General features: G+C 69.6%; 17 protein-coding genes. 3 read left to right on the top strand and 14 right to left on the bottom strand.

All coding sequences use genetic code 11. The features are described 5' to 3' along the window. Window positions 1-6: 6 nt before the first annotated feature. A complete protein-coding gene (gene glpK / locus H6900_02305; GenBank protein ID MCC0072100.1) occupies window positions 7-1,488 on the bottom strand; it encodes a glycerol kinase GlpK in 1,482 nt (493 codons plus the stop codon). A 129-nt stretch (window positions 1,489-1,617) separates the two neighbouring features. Between glpK and H6900_02300 the strand changes: the two genes are divergently transcribed. Together H6900_02300 and H6900_02295 are read left to right on the top strand one after the other, a co-directional pair. Next, window positions 1,618-2,367 carry an SDR family oxidoreductase gene (locus H6900_02300; GenBank protein MCC0072099.1) on the top strand — a complete coding sequence of 250 codons (750 nt, stop codon included), beginning with the start codon at window positions 1,618-1,620 and terminating at the stop codon, window positions 2,365-2,367. A 224-nt stretch (window positions 2,368-2,591) separates the two neighbouring features. After that, on the top strand, window positions 2,592-3,566 hold the full coding sequence (locus H6900_02295) for a quinone oxidoreductase (protein MCC0072098.1): 975 nt from the start codon (window positions 2,592-2,594) through the stop codon (window positions 3,564-3,566). A 79-nt stretch (window positions 3,567-3,645) separates the two neighbouring features. Here H6900_02295 and H6900_02290 read toward each other — a convergent pair whose 3' ends face one another. The 3 genes from H6900_02290 to H6900_02280 are packed head-to-tail and all read right to left on the bottom strand — an operon-like array spanning window position 3,646 to window position 5,645. Next, window positions 3,646-4,041 (bottom strand): carboxymuconolactone decarboxylase family protein, encoded by a 396-nt coding sequence (locus H6900_02290; GenBank protein MCC0072097.1) that lies wholly within the window; start codon window positions 4,039-4,041, stop codon window positions 3,646-3,648. A gap of 9 nt (window positions 4,042-4,050) precedes the next feature. After that, complete coding sequence (locus tag H6900_02285) at window positions 4,051-4,743, bottom strand: NAD-dependent deacylase (protein ID MCC0072096.1); 693 nt, start codon at window positions 4,741-4,743, stop codon at window positions 4,051-4,053. Next, window positions 4,740-5,645 (bottom strand): LysR family transcriptional regulator, encoded by a 906-nt coding sequence (locus tag H6900_02280; protein MCC0072095.1) that lies wholly within the window; start codon window positions 5,643-5,645, stop codon window positions 4,740-4,742. Before H6900_02280 ends, H6900_02285 begins: the two co-directional genes overlap by 4 nt. Window positions 5,646-5,738: 93 nt before the next feature. Between H6900_02280 and metF the strand changes: the two genes are divergently transcribed. Continuing rightward, window positions 5,739-6,608 carry a methylenetetrahydrofolate reductase [NAD(P)H] gene (metF, locus tag H6900_02275; protein MCC0072094.1) on the top strand — a complete coding sequence of 290 codons (870 nt, stop codon included), beginning with the start codon at window positions 5,739-5,741 and terminating at the stop codon, window positions 6,606-6,608. Window positions 6,609-6,698: 90 nt separating this feature from the next. On the opposite strand, the gene H6900_02270 is transcribed toward metF, so the two are convergent. From H6900_02270 to hpaD (H6900_02225), 10 genes are all read right to left on the bottom strand, one after another. Beyond that, the gene (locus H6900_02270; GenBank protein MCC0072093.1) at window positions 6,699-7,406 is read right to left on the bottom strand and encodes a hypothetical protein; all 708 of its coding nucleotides are present in this window, start codon (window positions 7,404-7,406) and stop codon (window positions 6,699-6,701) included. 302 nt (window positions 7,407-7,708) lie between these two features. Beyond that, window positions 7,709-10,003: a hypothetical protein gene (locus H6900_02265; protein ID MCC0072092.1), complete on the bottom strand. Its 2,295-nt coding sequence runs from the start codon at window positions 10,001-10,003 to the stop codon at window positions 7,709-7,711. A gap of 137 nt (window positions 10,004-10,140) precedes the next feature. After that, window positions 10,141-11,424, bottom strand: a complete 1,284-nt coding sequence (locus H6900_02260; GenBank protein ID MCC0072091.1) for an O-acetylhomoserine aminocarboxypropyltransferase/cysteine synthase — start codon at window positions 11,422-11,424, stop codon at window positions 10,141-10,143. A 707-nt stretch (window positions 11,425-12,131) separates the two neighbouring features. Then, window positions 12,132-13,388, bottom strand: a complete 1,257-nt coding sequence (locus H6900_02255) for a S8 family serine peptidase (GenBank protein MCC0072090.1) — start codon at window positions 13,386-13,388, stop codon at window positions 12,132-12,134. After that, on the bottom strand, window positions 13,375-13,965 hold the full coding sequence (locus tag H6900_02250; protein ID MCC0072089.1) for a hypothetical protein: 591 nt from the start codon (window positions 13,963-13,965) through the stop codon (window positions 13,375-13,377). The genes H6900_02255 and H6900_02250 overlap by 14 nt, the downstream gene beginning before the upstream one ends. Beyond that, window positions 13,962-14,516: an RNA polymerase sigma factor gene (locus tag H6900_02245; GenBank protein MCC0072088.1), complete on the bottom strand. Its 555-nt coding sequence runs from the start codon at window positions 14,514-14,516 to the stop codon at window positions 13,962-13,964. The genes H6900_02250 and H6900_02245 overlap by 4 nt, the downstream gene beginning before the upstream one ends. Before the next feature lie 76 nt (window positions 14,517-14,592). Next, on the bottom strand, window positions 14,593-15,393 hold the full coding sequence (gene hpaH, locus H6900_02240; GenBank protein MCC0072087.1) for a 2-oxo-hepta-3-ene-1,7-dioic acid hydratase: 801 nt from the start codon (window positions 15,391-15,393) through the stop codon (window positions 14,593-14,595). Continuing rightward, entirely contained in the window at window positions 15,390-16,250 is an 861-nt protein-coding gene (locus H6900_02235; GenBank protein MCC0072086.1) for a fumarylacetoacetate hydrolase family protein, read from the bottom strand. The genes hpaH and H6900_02235 overlap by 4 nt, the downstream gene beginning before the upstream one ends. 78 nt (window positions 16,251-16,328) lie before the next feature. After that, window positions 16,329-17,309, bottom strand: a complete 981-nt coding sequence (gene hpaD / locus H6900_02230; GenBank protein MCC0072085.1) for a 3,4-dihydroxyphenylacetate 2,3-dioxygenase — start codon at window positions 17,307-17,309, stop codon at window positions 16,329-16,331. A 42-nt stretch (window positions 17,310-17,351) separates the two neighbouring features. After that, window positions 17,352-18,203, bottom strand: a complete 852-nt coding sequence (hpaD, locus tag H6900_02225) for a 3,4-dihydroxyphenylacetate 2,3-dioxygenase (protein MCC0072084.1) — start codon at window positions 18,201-18,203, stop codon at window positions 17,352-17,354. Window positions 18,204-18,246: the final 43 nt, after the last annotated feature.

Genomic DNA, 18,246 nt, shown 5'->3' with positions numbered 1-18,246 from the left:
AGGGGCTCAGGCGGCGGCGATGGTCGCCGCGACGGCCCGTTTCCAGGCGGCATAGCGGGCCTCGCGCCGCGCGGGCGGCAGGGTGGGTTCGAACCGGCGGTCCAGCACCCAGTGGCGGGCAAAGCCCGCGGCGTCCGGCAGGATGCCCGCGCTGTGCCCGGCCAGCCAGGCTGCGCCCAGCGCCGTCGTTTCCAGAACCCTGGGCCGGTCCACGGGCGCGCCCAGAACATCGGACAGGAATTGCATGGTGAAATCGCTGGCGCTCATGCCGCCATCGACCCGCAGCACGCCCTGCGCCGCCGTTTCGCCGCTGGCCGCCCAGTCGGCGCACATCGCCTCGGCCAGGTCGCGGGTCTGAAAACCCACGCTTTCCAAAGCCGCGCGCGCGAATTCCGCCGGTCCCGAATTGCGGGTCAGGCCAAACACCGCGCCCCGGGCGTGCGGTTGCCAATAGGGCGCCCCCAGGCCGGTGAAGGCCGGCACCATGATGAGTGTCTGTTCCGGATCGGCGGAGTCGGCCAGCGCCTGGGTCTGGGGCGCGGCGGCGATGATCTTCAGCCCGTCGCGCAACCATTGCACGACGGCGCCGGCGATGAAGATCGACCCTTCGAGCGCATAGCTGACCTGCCCGTCCAGTTGATAGGCAACGGTCGTCAGAAGCCGGTTGTGCGAGGGCACCCGTGTCGTGCCCGTGTTCATCAGCGCGAAACAGCCGGTGCCATAGGTCGATTTCATCATGCCCGGCTGGAAACAGGCCTGGCCGATGGTCGCCGCCTGCTGGTCCCCGGCAACGCCCAGAATGGGGATCGGTGGGCCGAAAAGCCGGGTCTCGCCGTAGGCGGCATTGCAGTCGCGCACCTGGGGCAGCAGCGCCATGGGCACGTCGAACAGGCGGCACAGCTCGGCGTCCCACTGGCCTGTGCCTATGTTGTAAAGCATCGTCCGCGCGGCGTTGGTGGCATCGGTCGCGTGCACGCGCCCCTCGGTCAGGTGCCAGATCAGAAAGCTGTCCACGGTGCCCAGCGCCAGCTCGCCCCGCGCCGCCCGGGCCCGGGCGCCGGGCACGTTGTCCAGCAACCACGAGGCCTTTGTCGCGCTGAAATAGGGATCGAGCAGCAGGCCGGTGCGGGCTGTCACCTCGGGCTCGTGGCCCTGGTCCTTCAGCCGCGCGCAGTGATCGGCGGTGCGGCGATCCTGCCAGACCAGGGCGCGGTGGATCGGCGCGCCGGTCGCGCGGTCCCAGATCACCAGGGTCTCGCGCTGGTTGGTGATGCCGATCGCCTGCACCGGGCCGCCCTGATCCAGCGCAGCGCGGCAGGTGTCCAGCGTGCTGCGCCACAGGTCGCGCGGGTCGTGCTCGACCCAGCCCGAGGCCGGGAAATGCTGCGGAAATTCCTGCTGCGCGAGGGCCTTCACGGCCAGATCGTCGCCAAAGACGATGGCGCGGCTCGACGTGGTGCCCTGGTCGATGGCGAGTATCGGCATGATCCCTCCGCGAATGGATGGAGCCAGCCTAGCGCCGGACGACGGCGTGACAAGGGCCCGTTGGCGCGCGCCGCCTTCTTGATGTTCGCGATGCTCTGCGCCATCGTGGCCGGATCGAGCCGAGGAGAGCCCATGCAGAAGATTGCCCTGGTAACCGGCGCCGCGCGCGGCATCGGACTGGCCACCACGACGCTGTTTCTGGAACAGGGGTGGCAGGTGGCCATGATCGACCGCGACCAGCCCGCGCTGGACGCCGCCGCAGCGGAACTGGAAGGGGCGCGTGGCTTTTGCTGCGACGTGTCCCAACCGGCCGAAGTCGCGGCCATGGTGCCCGAGGTGCTGGCGCGGTTCGGTCGCATCGATGCGGTGGTGAACAACGCCGGCGTGGCCGATTTCGGCCCCATCGAAGAGACGGATTTCCGCCGCTGGCGCACGGTGATGGAGACCAATCTGGACGGGGTGTTCCTGGTCAGCCAGGCGGTGACGCCCGCGCTGAAAGAGAGCCGGGGCGCGATCGTGAACATCGCCTCGATCTCGGGGCTGAGGGCCTCGACGTTGCGGGTGGCCTATGGGACCTCGAAAGCTGCGGTGATCCAGTTGACGAAGCAGCAGGCGGCGGAACTGGGGGAACACGGGATCCGCTGCAACTGCGTCTGCCCGGGGCCGGTGCGCACCAAGCTGGCGATGGCGGTGCACACGCAAGACATCATCGACGCCTATCATGACGCGATCCCGCTGAACCGCTACGGCAGCGAACGCGAGATCGCCGAGGTGATCGTGTTCCTGTGCTCGGACAAGGCGAGCTATGTGACGGGCCAGATCATCGCGGCCGACGGCGGGTTCGAAAGCACCGGCGTGGGCTTGCCGGCGCTGCGGAGCTGATCCGCCGGGCGCGGGGGTTTCGCCCTCGGCCGGCGGCCTTCCAGGCCGCAGCCCTCGGGCGACCCGGCGCGGCGCGGACGCGCCGCGCGGCAGGGGGGCTGTCTGCCCCCCTCTTCGCGTGCCGCGAATTCACCCCCCGAGGATATTTCCGGCACAAAGAAGGGGTGGGTCTTGCCCCGGGGGGCGGTGCGGGCCATCTTTGCGCCGCAGTCAGGGAGGCCGACATGGCAAAGACCGTCATCATCAACGCGCAGGGGGGACCCGAGGTCCTGACCCTTGCCGAGCAGCCCGTGGGCGAACCGGGGCCGGGGCAGATCCGTATCCGGCATCACGCTTGCGGGCTGAACTTCATCGATGTCTACCAGCGGTCGGGGGTTTACGCGATGAGCCTGCCGCACGCGCTGGGCATGGAGGCCGCCGGCGTGGTCGAGGCGGTGGGCGAGGGGGTCACGCATCTGAAGCCGGGGGATCGGGCGGCCTATGCCAGCCAGCCTCCGGGCGCGTATTGCGAGGCCCGGGTGATGCCGGCGGCGCAGGTCTGCCCTTTGCCCGACGGCATCAGTTTCGAGACCGGCGCGGCGATGATGCTGAAAGGGTTGACCGTCGAATACCTGTTCCACCGCACGACGCCCCTGAAGGCGGGGGATACCGTGCTGTTTCACGCCGCCGCCGGCGGGGTGGGGCTGATTGCCTGCCAATGGGCGCGCAGCGAGGGGATCACGCTGATCGCCACCGCCGGTTCGGACGAGAAATGCCAGATGGCGCTGGATCACGGGGCGACCCATGCGATCAACTACCGCGACGCCGACTGGCCGGCCAAGGTGCGGGCGCTGACCGGCGGCAAGGGCGTGGATGCGGTGATGGATTCGGTCGGCGCCGCTACGTTCGACGGGTCGCTGGATTGCCTGCGGCCCCTGGGGATGATGATCACCTTCGGCAATGCCTCGGGGCCGGTGCCGCCGTTCGATCTGGGCCGTCTGGCGGCGAAGGGATCGCTGAAGATCACCCGGCCGACGCTGTTCGTGCATATCGCCGAGCACGAGACCTGCCAGGCGATGGCGCGGCATCTGTTCGGCAAGGTTCTGTCGGGCGAGGTCACGATCCGCATCGATCAGCGGTTCCCGCTGGACGAGGTTCAGGCGGCACACCGGGCGCTGGAAGCGCGCACGACCACCGGCTCGACGGTTTTGCTGCCGTAAAGGCAGGGCGGGGGGCCAGCCCCCCGCGCCACCCACCCGCCCGGGGGCGGGGGCGTCCTGGGAAGCGAGGTGCAGCAGGTCAGGTCTTGAAGCGGTCGTCCGTTTCCACCTGAAGCGCGGTGGCGAGCGCGTTTGTCTGCGCGGCCATGGCGATCACCGCCAGAAGTTCGCCGTGCATGGCGTCGGTCATGCCCTTTGAGCGGGCAGCGGCGGTGTGCGAGTGGATGCAATATTCGCAGCCGTTCGCGACCGACACGGCGACATAGATCATCTCCTTGAACAAGGGGTCCAGCGCGCCGGGGCCCATGACCTGTTGGAGGCGTTCCCAGGTGGCTTTCAGCAGCGCGGGATCGTTGGCGAGGGCGCGCCAGAAATTGTTCACATAGTCGGTGTTCCGCTTGGCGCGGATGTCGTCGAACACGGCGAGCGCGGCGGCGCTGGCGGTCTGGTCGGACAGGAGGGGGACGGTCGGCATGGCGGAACCTCAGGTTGGCAAAAGGGTATCGACCCAGGCAGGCACGACCTGCGTGGCGGGGCCGTAATGGTGGGCGTGAAAGGCGCGCGACACCTCGGATGGTTCGAGGTTCAGCTCGACGCAATGCGCGCCGGCGCGGCGGGCCTCGGCGGCGAAGCCGGCAGCGGGCCAGACCTGGCCCGAGGTGCCGATGGCGGCGAAGATCTCGGCCCTGGCGACGGCGTCTGCGATGGTGTCCATGTGATAGGGCACCTCGCCGAACCAGACCACGTCGGGCCGGGTGCGGGGCGCGGCGCACGCGGGGCAGGGATCGGTCTCGGTCATCACGGGCGGCGCGGGCCAGCGGTGGCCGCACGCTGCGCACAGGGCCGACATGAGGGCACCATGCATCTGGATCACCGCCCGCGCGCCCGCGCGTTGGTGCAGGTCATCGACATTCTGGGTGACGATCAGCACCTGCCCGGGAAGCGCGGTTTCCAGACGCGCCAGCGCGTAATGGGCGGCGTTGGGTTCGGCCTGGGCGCAATTGGCGCGGCGCGCGTTGTAGAATTCGGTCACCAGCCGGGGGTTGCGGGCAAAGCCCTGGGGCGTGGCGACATCGTTCAGATCGTAGCGGGTCCACAGCCCGTCCTTGTCGCGAAAGGTGCCCAGCCCCGATTCGGCCGAGATCCCCGCGCCGGTGAGAATGACGATCCGCATCAGGCCCTCTGCAATTTCACGGGTTCGGTGCGGGCGAGCCGCAGGAAATGCGCCATGAAGGGTTTCACCGTATCTTCGCTGCGAGTCGCGGCATAGAGGCGTTTCGTCAGGCCCCGTTCGGTCACCGGGCGGGTGATGTAGTCGGCGTTGTATTTCACCTCGCGCAGGACCCAGTCCGGCAGCACCGACACCCCCCGCCCCGAGGCGACCAGCAGCAGGATCACCGCCGTCAGTTCGACCGGCCGCACCGAACGGGGTTCCACCCGGGCGGGATTCAAGAGGCCGGTGAAGATGTCCAGCCGGGTGCGGTCCATCGGGTAGGTGATGAGCACCTCGTCGCGGAAATCCTCGGCCACGACAAAGGGCTTCGCCGCCAGAGGGTGGGTCGCGGCGGCGATGAAGCGCGGCTCGTAGTCGAAGAGCGGGGTAAAGGTGATTCCGGGGATATCCTCAGGGTCCGAGGACACGACCAGGTCCACGTCCTCGCGTTCCAGGGCGGACAGGGCGTTGAAGGCCAGGTTCGGGCGGATGTCCACGTCCACGTCGTGCCAGGCGTGGCGGAAGCGTTCCAGCACCGGGAATAGCCAGTCGAAACAGGCGTGGCATTCGATGGCGATGTGCAGGCGGCCGGTCTTGCCGGCGATCATGGCGCGGAATTCCTCTTCCAGCGCGTCGATGCGGGGCAGCACGTCCTCGGCCAGTTTCAGCATCCGGTGCCCGGCCGCGGACAGGCGCAGCGGCTTGGTGCGGCGCACGAACAGTTCGACCCCGCATTGGTCCTCGAGGCCCTTCAACTGATGGCTCAGCGCGGATTGGGTGATGTTCAGGATGTCGGCGGCGCGGCCCACGCCGCCCGCCTGATGAATCGCGCGAATGGTGCGCAGGTGCCGGAATTCCAGATGCATTATGCGGCTCACCTCATGCAGATGATGAAAACAATGAATTTGTCTCACATTGCTGCGCGTGCAACAAGGGGGCAACCAAGGAGCAGGACCACCATGACCGCACCCCGCGTTTCGTTCGAATTCTTCCCGCCCAAATCGCTGGAGGCCAGCTTTCGGCTGTGGGACACGGTGCGGATGCTGGCGCCCCTGAAGCCCGATTTCGTGTCGGTGACCTATGGTGCCGGCGGGACCACCCGGCAGTTGACGCATGAAGCCGTCACCACCATCGGACGCGAGTTCGACCTGAACGTCGCCGCGCATCTGACCTGCGTCGATGCCAGCCGCGCCGAAACGCTGGAGATCGCCCGCGGCTATGCCGCCGCCGGGGTGAACCAGATTGTTGCGCTGCGCGGCGACCCGCCAAAGGGCCAGGGCGCGTTCCGCCCCCATGCGGACGGGTTCGCGAACGTGCTGGAGCTGATCGCGGCGCTGAAAGAGACAGGCGATTTCACGGTGCGCGTGGGCGCCTATCCCGAACGCCACCCCGAGGCCGCGGACGATGGCGCCGATGTGGCCTGGCTGAAGCGCAAGTTCGAAGCGGGCGCGGATCAGGCGATCACGCAGTTCTTCTTCGAGGCCGAGACCTTTCTCAGGTTCCGCGACAAGGCCGACAAGGCGGGTATCGACGCGAGCCGCATCCTGCCGGGAATCATTCCGATCGAGAACTGGCAAGGGATCCGCCGCTTTGCGCTGGCCACCGGCGCCTCGGTTCCGGCCTGGCTGGACGAGGCCTTTGCCAAAGCGCAGCGCGACGGGCGCGAGGACCTGCTGGCGACCGCGCTGTGCACCGAAATGTGCGACACCCTGTTGGGCGAGGGCGTGCCCGCGCTGCACTTCTACACGCTGAACCGCGCCAGCCTGACGCGCGATGTGTGCTACGCGCTGGGCGTCACGCCGGCGGTCGCGCTGCAACACGTCGCCTGAGGGCGCGCGGCCCGAAACGAAACCCCCGGGCGCCGCGTGCGGGCCCGGGGGTTTTCGTGCGGTCCGGCCGGGGGGGGGCGGACGCGGCGGTCAGCCGCCGATGCGCAGGACCTCATCGCGGCCGTTCTTCGAATAGCGCAGCTCGTCTTCGCCGATTGCCGTCACGCGGCCGCCGTCCAGCCGGTCGCCCACCGACACCCGCACCATCCGCCCGTTCGAGGTGCGGACCAGGGCGCGGCGCGCGTCGGGGGTTCCGAAGACGCCGATCAGGTTGACACGATTGAGGCGGATCGCGTCGGTTTCGGTGGCCTGACGCGCGACCGAGGCCGAGGTGGGGATCTCGGGCGCGGCGCGTGCGCTGCCGGCGTCGGGTTCGCCATCGTCGCCTGCGGCCCCGCCGGTCGCCGGTTGGGCCTGGGTCGCGGCCAGAACCTGTTCCGCGCGCTGGGCGAAATCGTCCGGACGCGCGCCGGGGATCAAGGATCGGGTGACGGCCTCGGGCGTGGCGCCGTCCAGGTCCAGCGCGGCGATTTCATCCGCCGTGGGGGTGCCGGTCGCTGTCGGATCGGCGGGCGCGGCGAAATCGCTGGGCCGGCGTTGAGGGCGCAGGGCCGCAAGCGAAACCCCTCCGGGAGGAGGGGTTTCAAGCGCGGCGGTGTCTGTCGGCGTCCCCTCGGCCGGGGCGTCCAGCAGGGTCTGATCGGTGCCGGGGTCCGGTTCGGGCTGCGCTGCCGGGGCCTGAGGAGCGGTCAGCGCCCGAACCCGGGCACTGCGCGGTTGCGGGCGGAACCGGGCCAACGCGGGATCGGCGCGCGGGGTGTCGTCATAGGTGACCTCGGGCGCGAGCGCGGTCGCGGCGGGGGCCTCGGGCGCAGGGTGCCGACGGCCTCGGCCACGGCATTCTCGATGGCCGTCGTCACGGGCTGGGCGGGGGCTCGACGCGGCTTCTCCGCTCGCAGGCGGCGGGCGTCCGGCGGGCGTGGCGGCGGGATGCCGGCCAGGCGTGGTGCCGGCACCACGGCGGGCGCCGCGCATAGACGGTGACGCCCGGATGGCGTCAGCGCGCCGTCTGGCGTAAGCCTCGACCAGGCCCCTGATCGTCAAAGGTGAACTGCGTTCCAAAGCGGCGGCGGCGCAGGCGGCGCGGCGCAAAGGCCACCTCGGCCGAGGGGGGCACCTGGAACCCGGTCGGCAGCGACAGCGGCTGATCCGCGGTTTCGGTCGCAGCGACCTGTGGCGTGTCGCTGGCTTCGGACGTGCCTGGCGGCGGTGCCCGCCTGCGCCTGTCTGCGGGGCTGCGCCCCGGCAGTTTGCGCCGCCTCGGTTTGCGCTGTCCCGTCGCTCGGGGCGTTGTCGGGTTGCGCTTGCGCGGTGTCGGTCGCCTCGGCCCCGGCATCGGCGGTTCCGACCGTGTCCGGGGTTTGCGCCGCGTCGGCCGGATCGGTGGGCGCGGCCGCCATGGCCTGCGTCGCCTGATCCAGCGTTTCGGTGGGCAGGGCCTCGTTCAGGGCCTGATCGACCAGCGATTGCAGCATCGCATCCGGGTCCGTCGTATCGCCCCCGGCCGGGGTGGGGGCGGCGGCGTCCGCGGACTGCGGTGTATCCGCCGGGGCGGGCGTTTCGGTTGCAACCTGGTCGGGGGCCGCGATGGCGCCTGCGGCCTGGGTCGTTTGCAGGTCCGTGGTCTGCACGCTGTCGCCACTGTCTGCGACCTGCGTCGGCGAGGGCGAGAAATACAGCGTCCAGACGGCGACCGCGACCAGCAGCAGCAGCGCCGCGCCCGCGATCATCAGGCCGCGCCCGGCCATGCTGGCCTGCGGGCGCTGCATGCCGCGCGCGCCGAAGATGGTCAGGGCCTCGGCCTCGCGCACCTTGTCCTGTTCGTTGACCGGCGGTCGCGAGGCGGGCACGATCGCATCCGGCACGGTCGAAGCACGGCGCCGGGTGTCGGCGCGCTGCGGGCTGTCCGCATCGCTCTTGCGCGCGGTCAGGCGGGCCATCGCGCCTTGAACGTTGCGGGCCAGACGCGCGGTCAACGCCCCGGCGGCGGATCGCGCACCGTCCCGGCCTTTCGTCACTGCGATTCGCCCGCCGGGCGCGTCGCCCGCCGGTTTCGACGGTCCCGGCCCCGAGGCCGCGAGGCTGGGTCCGGCCGGGCCGGTCTGTGGCGGCGCCGGGCGCCGGCGCGAGGCAAACGCAGGCCCGCCGGGGGGGACGTCGGGCGCGCCCGGCACCGGGCGCGGCGTAAGGTCCGCGCGCGCTTCGGCCACAGGGGCCGGGGCCTTGGCCGCGGGGCCAGCGAGAGGGCGCGGGGGCGGAGGCAACGGGGCCTTGTCGGTGGCGCCCTTGCTCAAGGTATCCCGCGCGGCGGCATCCTTTGCGACGGCGCCCGGCGCTGCGGGTTTCGGCACGGCCATCGCCCCGGACGTCGCTCCGGTCTGGGGCCGGGTCGCGATCGGCGCGCGCGGCGCGGCCACGGGCGCCACGGGCGCGGGCGTCCCGGTGGCCTGAGCCGCCGGAGTTTGGGGCGCGGGCACGGGTTTGTCCGCCGCGCTGGCCTGTTCGCGGCGCAGGCGCGTGCCCATCCGGCGCACCAGGTCGCCGACCTTGGCGCGCGCGTCCTGCATGGCCGGCACCGCCGGCTTGTCAGCCGACGCGGATCTGGCGGCGGGCGCGGGCGCCGGGGTTGCGGTCGCAAGGGGCGGGGCCGGGGGCGGAACCGGGCGCGCGGGCGCCGGCGCTACCGGCGGCGTCACGGGGCGCGCCACCGGGGCCGCCGGGCTGGCCGGTTCGCGGGGTTGCGCCAGTTTCGCGGGGGCGGGCGCGGCCGGGGCCGGTTCGGCGCGGGGCGCGGCGATTACGCGCAGGGCCTCGGCATCGCGTTGCACCTTTTCGCCCTTGGGCAGATAGGCGCGCGCAACGCTCGTCTCGCCCAGGAAGGGTTCGCCGACGAATTGACCGGCGGCGGGCAGGGCGACAAAGGACACCGGGTTGAAACCGTAGCCCTCGGCGAACGTCTCGGCCTCGAGCAGGGTTTCGCGGGCGCAGATCACCACAAGCGCCGAGTCTTCCTCGACCGCCCAGTCATAGGCCAGCTCGTCGATGTTGTAAGGCGTCAGCCGCTCGATCTCGGCCTCGATCTGATAGCGGCGGGCCTCGTCCGTGGGGCCGGGGGCGATCACGCTTTCATAGCGGACCTCACTGTCGGGCAGCACCAGCTTGGTCCGGACCCCGCCCGGTTCCAGATCCCGGGCCTTGGCGACCAGTTGCGCGCAGCCTTGTGCGACGTCCTCGGATGCAAAGGACAGGGTCCCGACAGGAACCCAGCCACCAGCGGAACGGTGCAGGAACTCGACGCCGTCATTCGACAGCTTGAGGGCAAAATTCGGTTTCATGCCGCGCGTTTACCACAGCCAACGGGGACAGGCCGAGTCACCGACTCGGGACTTTCCCTCCCTATAGCAGGAATCCGCCGATGGAAACAAAAAGCCCGGCAGTGCGTCTGCCGGGCCACATTTGCGTGAAGCGCGGGTCAGCCCTGCGAGGCGTTCAGCGCCTGGTCGAGGTCGCGGATCAGGTCGTCCGCGTCCTCGGTGCCGATCGACAGGCGCACCACGTTGGGCGCAGCACCCGCCGCCACCAGCTGTTCCGGGCTGAGCTGGCGGTGCGTGGTGCTGGCCGAGTGGATGACCAGGCTGCGCGTGTCGCCCAGGTTGGCGACATGGCTGAACAGCTCCAGCGAATCCACAAAGCGCACACAGGCGTCATAGCCACCCTTCAGCGCAACCGTGAACAGCGCGCCCGCGCCCTTGGGCACGATCCGCGCGGCGCGTTCCTTGTAGGGCGAGCTGTCCAACCCGGGATAGGTGACGGCCTCGACCGCGGGATGCGTTTCCAGCCAGGCCGCGACCTTGGCGGCGTTGGCGACGTGCTTTTGCATCCTGAGGCTGAGGGTTTCGACCCCCATCAGCGTGTAATGCGCCGCCTGCGGGTTCATCGTCATGCCCAGGTCGCGCAGGCCGATGGCGATGCCGAAGAACGTATAGGCGAGGCTGCCAAAGGTCTCGTGGAACTTGAGCCCGTGATAGGCGGGTTCCGGTTCTGACAGCGAGGGGAACTTGCCGTTCGACCAGTTGAAGGTGCCCGAATCGATGATCGCGCCGCCGGTGACGGTGCCGTTGCCGGTCAGGTATTTCGTGGTCGAATGCACGACCAGCGTGGCGCCCATGGCGATCGGGTTGGCCAGGTAGGGCGTTGCCGTGGTGTTGTCCACGACCAGCGGAATGCCGTGCCGGTCGGCAATCGCCGCCAGCGCGGGGATGTCGGTGACATAGCCGCCCGGGTTGGCGATGGTCTCGCAGAAGATGGCGCGGGTGTTCTCGTCGATGGCGGCCTCGACGGCGGCCAGATCATCGGTATCGACGAAATGCGTGGACCAGCCAAAGCGTTTGAACACCTGGGTGAACTGGGTGATCGTGCCGCCATAGAGCCGGGTCGATGACACGATGTTCTTGCCCGGTCCCATCAGCGGATACAGGGCCATGATCTGCGCCGCGTGCCCCGACGACGTGCAGACCGCGCCCGCGCCGCCCTCCAGCGCCGCCAGCCGTTCGCCCAGCGCGGCCACGGTCGGGTTGGTCAGGCGCGAATAGATGTAGCCCACCTCTTGCAGGTTGAAGAGCGCGGCAGCGTGATCGGCATCGCGAAAGACATAGGCGGTGGTCTGGTAGATCGGCACCTGGCGCGCGCCGGTGGCGGGATCGGGCCGGGCGCCGGCGTGGATCTGAAGCGTGTCGAAACCGACGGTCTGGGTCATGATGGGGCCTCCCTGTGGCTTTGCGCGCGAGGCTAAGGCATCGGCGGGCCGCAGGCAACGGGGCGCAGCGGGCGGTTGATCTACGGGGCCCCGGCGGCGCAGGATTCCGGTCGGTTCGGGGCGGTTTGCGGGGAATGGCGTTCCGGCGGGTGTCGGCGCGGCGCGCCAACGTCCTTTTCGGTCAAATCGACGCCCCGGAGGTCTCCCTCCGAGGCGCCTGCGTGCTGAAAAGGTCTGGAACAAGCTTGCGTGATGAAAGCCGGTAAGACGCGGCAACTGGTCCCGATACGGCGGGTTGCCCCGCTTCAATGTTCATGGGTCGTGGCGGGCGCCGAAACGGTTCAAAGAAATCTTCGCCTCGCGCGCGCGCCGCCGGGCGCCGAATGGGTGCCGGACGGGGGGCGAAAAAAAGCCCCGGAGCGAACTCCGGGGCGTCAGTCGATGGGACAGAGTGCAACGGGATGCTCCAGGCAAGGCGGGAACGAGGGACGAACCGCCAAGGGGCAGCAACCTTGCCGAACGGGCCGCATCCGATCACAGGGATAGGTCGGCCGGCGGCGCCTGCGGGTTCAAAGTTTTTTCGGAATGTTCGACGCGGCAAGGTGGCAAGGGGTGCGCGCGGACCGCGCGCCGCGCCGAGGGGGCTCGATGCCCCCGAGGCGCGGGCTGCCTGGACCCAGGGGGCGCTTGCGGTCGAACGGTGCCGCTCAGCAGCCGTCCGCGCGCACCAGACCCCAGCCGAAATCGGTGTTGCGCTGGCCGGGCCCCAGCGTTTGCGCCCCGCGCTGCAACGCCTGACGGATCGCCCCGATCGACCGGACGCCATGGGCCATCTGCCGCGCCGCCAGCGCGGTGACGATAGGCGCGGCAAAGGATGTGCCGCTCATGTAGCCCGCGCCGCGTTCGCGCGCGGCGTAGATATCGACCCCAGGCGCCGCGAATTCCAGCTCGGCACCCGTGTTGGCCAGAAAAAACCGTCGGCGCGCGGCATCGACGGCGGTGACCGCGATCACCTCGGGCGCGGCGGCGGGCCAGGCGACATGCGGGCGACGGTCGTTGCCCGAGGCGGCGATCATCACCGCGCCCCGGGCGGCCGCGGCCGAGATCGCGCGCCCCAGCGCCGCGTTCTCGGGGCCGGCCAGCGACAGGTTGATCAGCTTGATGCCATGCGCGACCAGACGGTCGATCCCCTGCGCCACCCGTTCGACGCTGGCACCCTCCAGATCGTCGCGTTCGCTGAAGACCGAGACCGCGTAAAGCCGCGCGCCGCGGGCAAAGCCCGCCAGCGCGCCGCCGTCGTCCTCGCCGACCAGCAGGGCGGCAACGGCGGTGCCGTGATCGGCGCCGGGCACCAGCGTGCCGGGCACCAGCGTCTCATAGGTCACATCCGCGCGCCGCAAGGCCGGGTGGTCGGGGTTCACCGGCCCGTCGATCATGCCGATCGTCACCGGCCGCGTCAGCCGGCAGCGCCCCGGCGCGGGGTCGCCGATCAGGCCGGGTGCGTAGAGCCGGGGCCCGGCACCGGCGGCAAAGCGATACAGATGCTGCGGCGCCAGCGACGACCGCGGAGCCTGTTGCGCGATCAGCGCCCGCGCGCGGTCATAGGACGCCTGGCTGGGAAAGGTGGAAACCGTCGTCACCTCGCCCAGCGCGCTCAGTGTGCCGGTGCGCAGGACGGTGCCGCCCGCCGCCTCGATGGCGCGGCGCACCGCGTCGGAATCGCCTTGCGGGCCGACCACGACATATTCATAAGCGCCGCCCCCTGCGGTCTGCACGCGCGTGGCCGGGGGTTCGGCGCTGCCGTCGCCGAAGCTGGCGATCTCGGACGAGCCGGCAAGGCCGCCCCCGATCGGTGACGGCGGTCCGTATTGCGCAAGGCCCGCGCCGGGCAATCCCAGCACGAGAACCAGTCCTGCGATCAGGCGTGCCAGCCATGGGCGGCGACGGACGTCAGTTCTGGGCATTCTCCACACTTTCCACCACGGTTGTCGCGGCTCTCAACGCCTCGGCCGCCGCAGTCAGGTCGCCACCCTCCACCCCGGCGAGACGATAGAACCCCAGCGCCGAGGGCCCCGAGACGATCTCGAGCCCGGCCGACAACAGCAGGTCGCGAATGGCGGATTCGGTCGCGTCGGGCAGGAAGGCGACCACCAGACCGCCCGGCATCACCGCCGAGGCCATCCGGTAATCCCCCTCCGGTGCCCGGGGCGCGCCGGGCCAGAACGCCTGCGTCACGAACCCGGCAACCGCGATGGCGGCGACGGCCTGCCACACCCAGGTCCGGCGCGGGCCGGCCGGCGGGGCGCTGGCGGCGGCCTCGTGGCCCACGTCGCGCATCAGGCGGGCCAGTCCAAGGTCGCCGGGGCTGCGGATGTCCTGGGCCTGCATTCCGTCGCGGATCGCGGCAAGCGCCGCGCGTTCGGCGTCCAGTTGCGCGTCCTCGGCCAGCCAGGCCTCGATTTCGGCGCTTTGCGCGGGATCGAGCGTGCCGTTCACATGGAACGGCAGGTCCAGTTCGATGGCGTCGCGGGTGCGGGTCATGCCACGGCCCTCCCCTTCAGGCGGCCGGACAGGCAATGCAGCAGCAGCTTCTTGGCGTGATGCAGGCGCGACTTGACGGTGCCCTCGGGCACGCCCGCGATCTCGGCGATCTCGGCGCAGGTCATGTCCTCGTAAAAGGCCAGCGACACGGCGCTGCGGTGGTCGTCCGACAGGGTGCCCATGCAATGGGCCAGATGCGCGGCTTCCTCGCGGGCGGCATAGCCCGCGTCGGCGGCTTCGGCCATATCCAGGGGCTCGGGCACCTCGTCGGTGACCGTTACCCGGGCGCGCTTGCGATGAACGTCGATCACCTTGCGATAGGCGATGCCGAAGATCCAGGTCCGCACTTGACTTCTCCCCTCGAAGGTGGCGGCGACACGCCAGATGTCCATGAAGACTTCGTGGAGTATGTCGGCGGCTTCGTGCGGATCGTTCAATCGCGAGACGATGAATTTGTAGACCGGGCGTTCATAGGCACGATACAGCGCGGCCAGGGCCTGCTTGTCCCCCTTGCCGACCTGTTGAACCAGGAAGTGGTGGTTCTCGTTCATGCCTCGACGTGCCTTGCCAATGGCGGGGACGCTACACCATCGCTGGCCGCGTTGGAAGCGCCCGGCAGCGGGCCATCTAGGCGAAAGAAATGGAAACGCTGCCGAAGGTTCCGAAATCGGCTTCGAACCGGCTGCCGGGCGGGGCCTCGACCGGGCGGATGAAACTGCCCGAGAGGACCGTCTCGCCCGCCGACAGGCCCTGTCCGTAGTGGGCAAGCCGCCGCACCAGCCAGACGATGCCGGTGACCGGGTCGTCCAGCACCCCGGCGCCCAGGCCGGTTTCCTCGACCACGCCGTCGCGTTTCACGATCGCGCCTGCCCAGCGCAGGTCCACCACGCGCGGATCGTGACGCGCCGCGCCCAGCACGATCCCGGCGTTCGCGGCGTTGTCGCTGATGGTGTCGGCGATCACCCGCAGCGCGCCCGTCCCGGGGTCGGCCCGCAGGATGCGCGTGTCCAGGATTTCCAGCGACGGCGCGACAAAGTCGGTGGCGTCCAGCACCTGCGCGCGGGTGACATCGGTCCCGCGAAGGGGGGCCTTCAGGACAAAGGCGATCTCGGCCTCGACCCGCGGCTGGATGAAGCGGCCTGCGGGAACCTCGGCGCCCGAGGGGAACAGCATGTCGTCGAACAGAATGCCCGAGTCGGGCGTGTCGATCTTCAGCGCGTCCTGCATCGCGCGGCTGGTCAGGCCGATCTTCCAGCCGATGATCCGACGGCCGGCGGCGACCTTGCGGCGCACCAGCGCCGCCTGCACGGCATAGGCGTCGTCCAGCGTCATGCCGGGATGGGCCAGCGACAGCAGGCCGATCTGGCGCCCCGTGCGCTCGGCCTCGAACAAGGCCGCGCCGGCGGCGTCGTGCTGATCCGGGGTCATTCGTCCGCCACTCCGTTCGCCAGCAGGCCGATGCCTGCGACCTCGATCTCGACCTGGTCACCGGGCTTCAGATAGCGCGGCGGGTCGAACCGCGCCCCCGCTCCGGCGGGGGTGCCGGTCACGATCATGTCGCCGGGCACCAGCGTGGTGAAGGTGCTGATATAGGCGATTTCCTCGCGGATCGGGAACATCATGCGCGCCAGCCTGTCGTCTTGCCGGACCTCGCCGTTCACCCGGGTGACGAGGCGCGCCTCGTCCAGTTGCGCCGGGTCATCGAAGGGCACCAGCCAGGGCCCAATGGCGCCCGAGTTGTCCCAGTTCTTACCCTGTGTCACGTTGAACTTGGCGTGCCGCACCCAGTCGCGGATCGTGCCCTCGTTGCACAACGTCAGCGCCGCGATATGGCCATAGGCGTCCTCGGGGCGGATGCGGCGGCCGCCCTTGCCGATCACCACCACCACCTCGCCCTCGTAATCCAGCGTGTGGTTCTCGGGCGGGCGGATCAGCGGCCGGCCGTGCCCTGTAAAGCTGCGCGCAAAGCGCGGGAACAGCGACATGTGGCTGGGCTGCGCGCTGCCGTCCTTGTATTCCGCGTTGCGGTCGGGGAAGTTCACGCCGACGCACAGGATCTTTTCGGGGTCGGGCACCGGGATCGCAAAGGCGAAGCGGCCGTCGGGATGTGTCACCGCGCGCCCCTCGGCGGCGCGCGCCAGCACCCCCAGGCCATCCGCCGCGATCACGTCCCTGAGCGTGCGCCACTGCGGAAAGTCGCCCGACAGCGCGACCACGCCGCCAGCGACGACCGCCCCGTAAACCTGCTGGCCGTCGGCCTCGATGGTGGCGAAACGTGGTCTCATCTTTGTGCTCCAAATATCCTCGGGGGGTCCCGGGGGGTGGAAAACCCCCCGGGCGCGCGCAATCGGGACCGGACCCGCTCAGGGGGCGATGATCGGCTGCGCCTTCAGGGCCGAGTCGACCATGGTCGCGCCGTCGAACACCGACCCTTCCTCGAACCACGAACGCGGTGCGGGCGCGCCCCACAGGGTCTGCCGCTGCGGGTCCTTGAGGTCCCATCTGATCGGCTCCAGATCAGGGTCCACGGTCTGATAGTCCGAACAATAGATCTCGATCCGGTGGCCATCCGGGTCGCGGACATACAGGAAGAACGCGTTCGAGATTCCGTGCCGCCCCGGGCCGCGCTCGATATTGGCCAGGTAGCCGGTGGTGGACATCAGGTCGAGCAGGTCGATGATGTTCAGGGGCGTCGGCACCCAGAAGGCGGTGTGATGCAATCGCGGCCCGCGTCCGTTGGTGAAGGCCACGTCATGCACTCCCCCCTTGCGGTGCATCCAGCCCGCCCAGACCCTGCCGCTTTCGGCATCCTCGGTGTATTCTGTGACCCGGAACCCGATGGCGTTGTAGAACGCGATCGAGGCATCCACGTCGGCGCTGAACATGTTGAAATGATCGATGCGCAGGGGCTTCACGCCGTTGTACAGCTTGAACGTCTGATGGATCGGCGGCAGGCGGTCCATGGTGACGTAGAACTCCAGCGGAATGCCCGAGGGGTCGCGGGTGCGCAGGGTGCGCGCCTGGTAGGGGCGCTCCACCCAAGCGACCGGCAGACCCTGGGCCGCGAACCAGTCCGCGGCCTTGTCCAGGTCGGGCTCGTCAAAAAGCTTGAACCCCAGAACCGCGACCGAGGGGGCCTCGGCCTCGACCAGGACGATGCAGTGATGCCCGCGCTCCTCCATGGCCCGCAGATAGAGGACGCCGTCCGCCTCGTCCGTAACCTGCAAGCCCAGCGTGTCCACGTAAAAGGCGCGCGAGGCGGCCAGATCGGTCACGCGGTATTCGACATGGCTGAGGCGGACGATGTTGAACGGCGGATAGAGGATCGGGGCGGGAACGGGCATCGGGACTCCTCGGTGGGGGGTAGGGTGCGTTGACAACGCACCTTACACGGGGAAAATGACGTTGACCTGTCCGGTGCCGGACGACGGGAAATACTCGGTCACCACGTCGCACCGGCCCGTGTAGCTGTCCCAGCCCAGCGCGCCGTAGAGCATGGCGGTGTCGTGCATCGACCCTTCGCCCGAACAGTGCTTCGCATAATCGCCCAGCATCTTCAGGAAAGTCGCGTGATCGCCGCGCTTCCACATCTCCAGCACCATCAGGTCCACCTGGCGGTTGAACTCGCTTGAGATGGTGAAGGTGCCGTTGTTCGGCGCATAGTCGCGGTTCGACCAGATCTTGTGGCTGAGCGAACCCGAGGCGACCAGCAGAACCTTGCTGTCGCTGGCCTCGATCGCCTCGCGGATCGCCTGGCCGACCAAACGGCTTTCCTGGTGGTCGTGCACCGTGCAGAAGGCGGCGACCGAAACAACCTTCATGTCATGCGCGCGCGACATGAAATGCATCGGCACCAGCGTGCCATACTCCAGGTCCAGGCTGTCCAGGTGGTGCGACAGCGTGAAGACCCCCAGTTCGGTCGCCCGCTGCGCGATCGCGTCGCCCAGGTCGGGGTTGCCGCGATGCGCATAGGGCAGGTCGCGGATGAATTGCGGGAACTCGGACGAGGTCAGCAACCCCTCGAACCGTTCGTTCGCGTTGACGTGAAAGCCTGCGTTCACCAGCCAGTGGGTGTCGCAGATCACCACGGTGTCCACGCCCAGCGCCTTGGCGCGGCGTGCGATTTCCAGATGGCCGTCGATGGCGGCCTGGCGTTTGCCCTTGAGGGCGCCCTCCTGTTCCGACATCTGCAAGGTCGGCACATGGGTCATCTTGGCAGCTAGGACGAGTTCGCCCATCGGTCTATCCTCCTGAAACGTTCGCGCGTTCCCAGGTTGCGGT

Origin of the sequence: Rhodobacter sp. (genome assembly GCA_020637515.1) — a bacterium.
GTDB lineage: Bacteria > Pseudomonadota > Alphaproteobacteria > Rhodobacterales > Rhodobacteraceae > Pararhodobacter.
Note: the sequence above shows the minus strand (reverse complement) of the source record. Positions and strands in the feature narration are given on the sequence as shown.

Coding starts and splice junctions, on each gene's coding strand:
- H6900_02290 (MCC0072097.1), bottom strand. CDS start 4,041: ATGCCGACCGTCCCCCTCCTGTCCGACCAGACCGCCAGCGCCGCCGCG.
- hpaH (MCC0072087.1), bottom strand. CDS start 15,393: ATGACCCCGGATCAGCACGACGCCGCCGGCGCGGCCTTGTTCGAGGCC.
- metF (MCC0072094.1), top strand. CDS start 5,739: ATGACCGCACCCCGCGTTTCGTTCGAATTCTTCCCGCCCAAATCGCTG.
- H6900_02300 (MCC0072099.1), top strand. CDS start 1,618: ATGCAGAAGATTGCCCTGGTAACCGGCGCCGCGCGCGGCATCGGACTG.
- hpaD (MCC0072085.1), bottom strand. CDS start 17,309: ATGCCCGTTCCCGCCCCGATCCTCTATCCGCCGTTCAACATCGTCCGC.
- H6900_02255 (MCC0072090.1), bottom strand. CDS start 13,388: ATGCCCAGAACTGACGTCCGTCGCCGCCCATGGCTGGCACGCCTGATC.
- H6900_02235 (MCC0072086.1), bottom strand. CDS start 16,250: ATGAGACCACGTTTCGCCACCATCGAGGCCGACGGCCAGCAGGTTTAC.
- H6900_02280 (MCC0072095.1), bottom strand. CDS start 5,645: ATGCATCTGGAATTCCGGCACCTGCGCACCATTCGCGCGATTCATCAG.
- H6900_02245 (MCC0072088.1), bottom strand. CDS start 14,516: ATGAACGAGAACCACCACTTCCTGGTTCAACAGGTCGGCAAGGGGGAC.
- hpaD (MCC0072084.1), bottom strand. CDS start 18,203: ATGGGCGAACTCGTCCTAGCTGCCAAGATGACCCATGTGCCGACCTTG.
- H6900_02295 (MCC0072098.1), top strand. CDS start 2,592: ATGGCAAAGACCGTCATCATCAACGCGCAGGGGGGACCCGAGGTCCTG.
- H6900_02260 (MCC0072091.1), bottom strand. CDS start 11,424: ATGACCCAGACCGTCGGTTTCGACACGCTTCAGATCCACGCCGGCGCC.
- H6900_02250 (MCC0072089.1), bottom strand. CDS start 13,965: ATGACCCGCACCCGCGACGCCATCGAACTGGACCTGCCGTTCCATGTG.
- H6900_02265 (MCC0072092.1), bottom strand. CDS start 10,003: ATGAAACCGAATTTTGCCCTCAAGCTGTCGAATGACGGCGTCGAGTTC.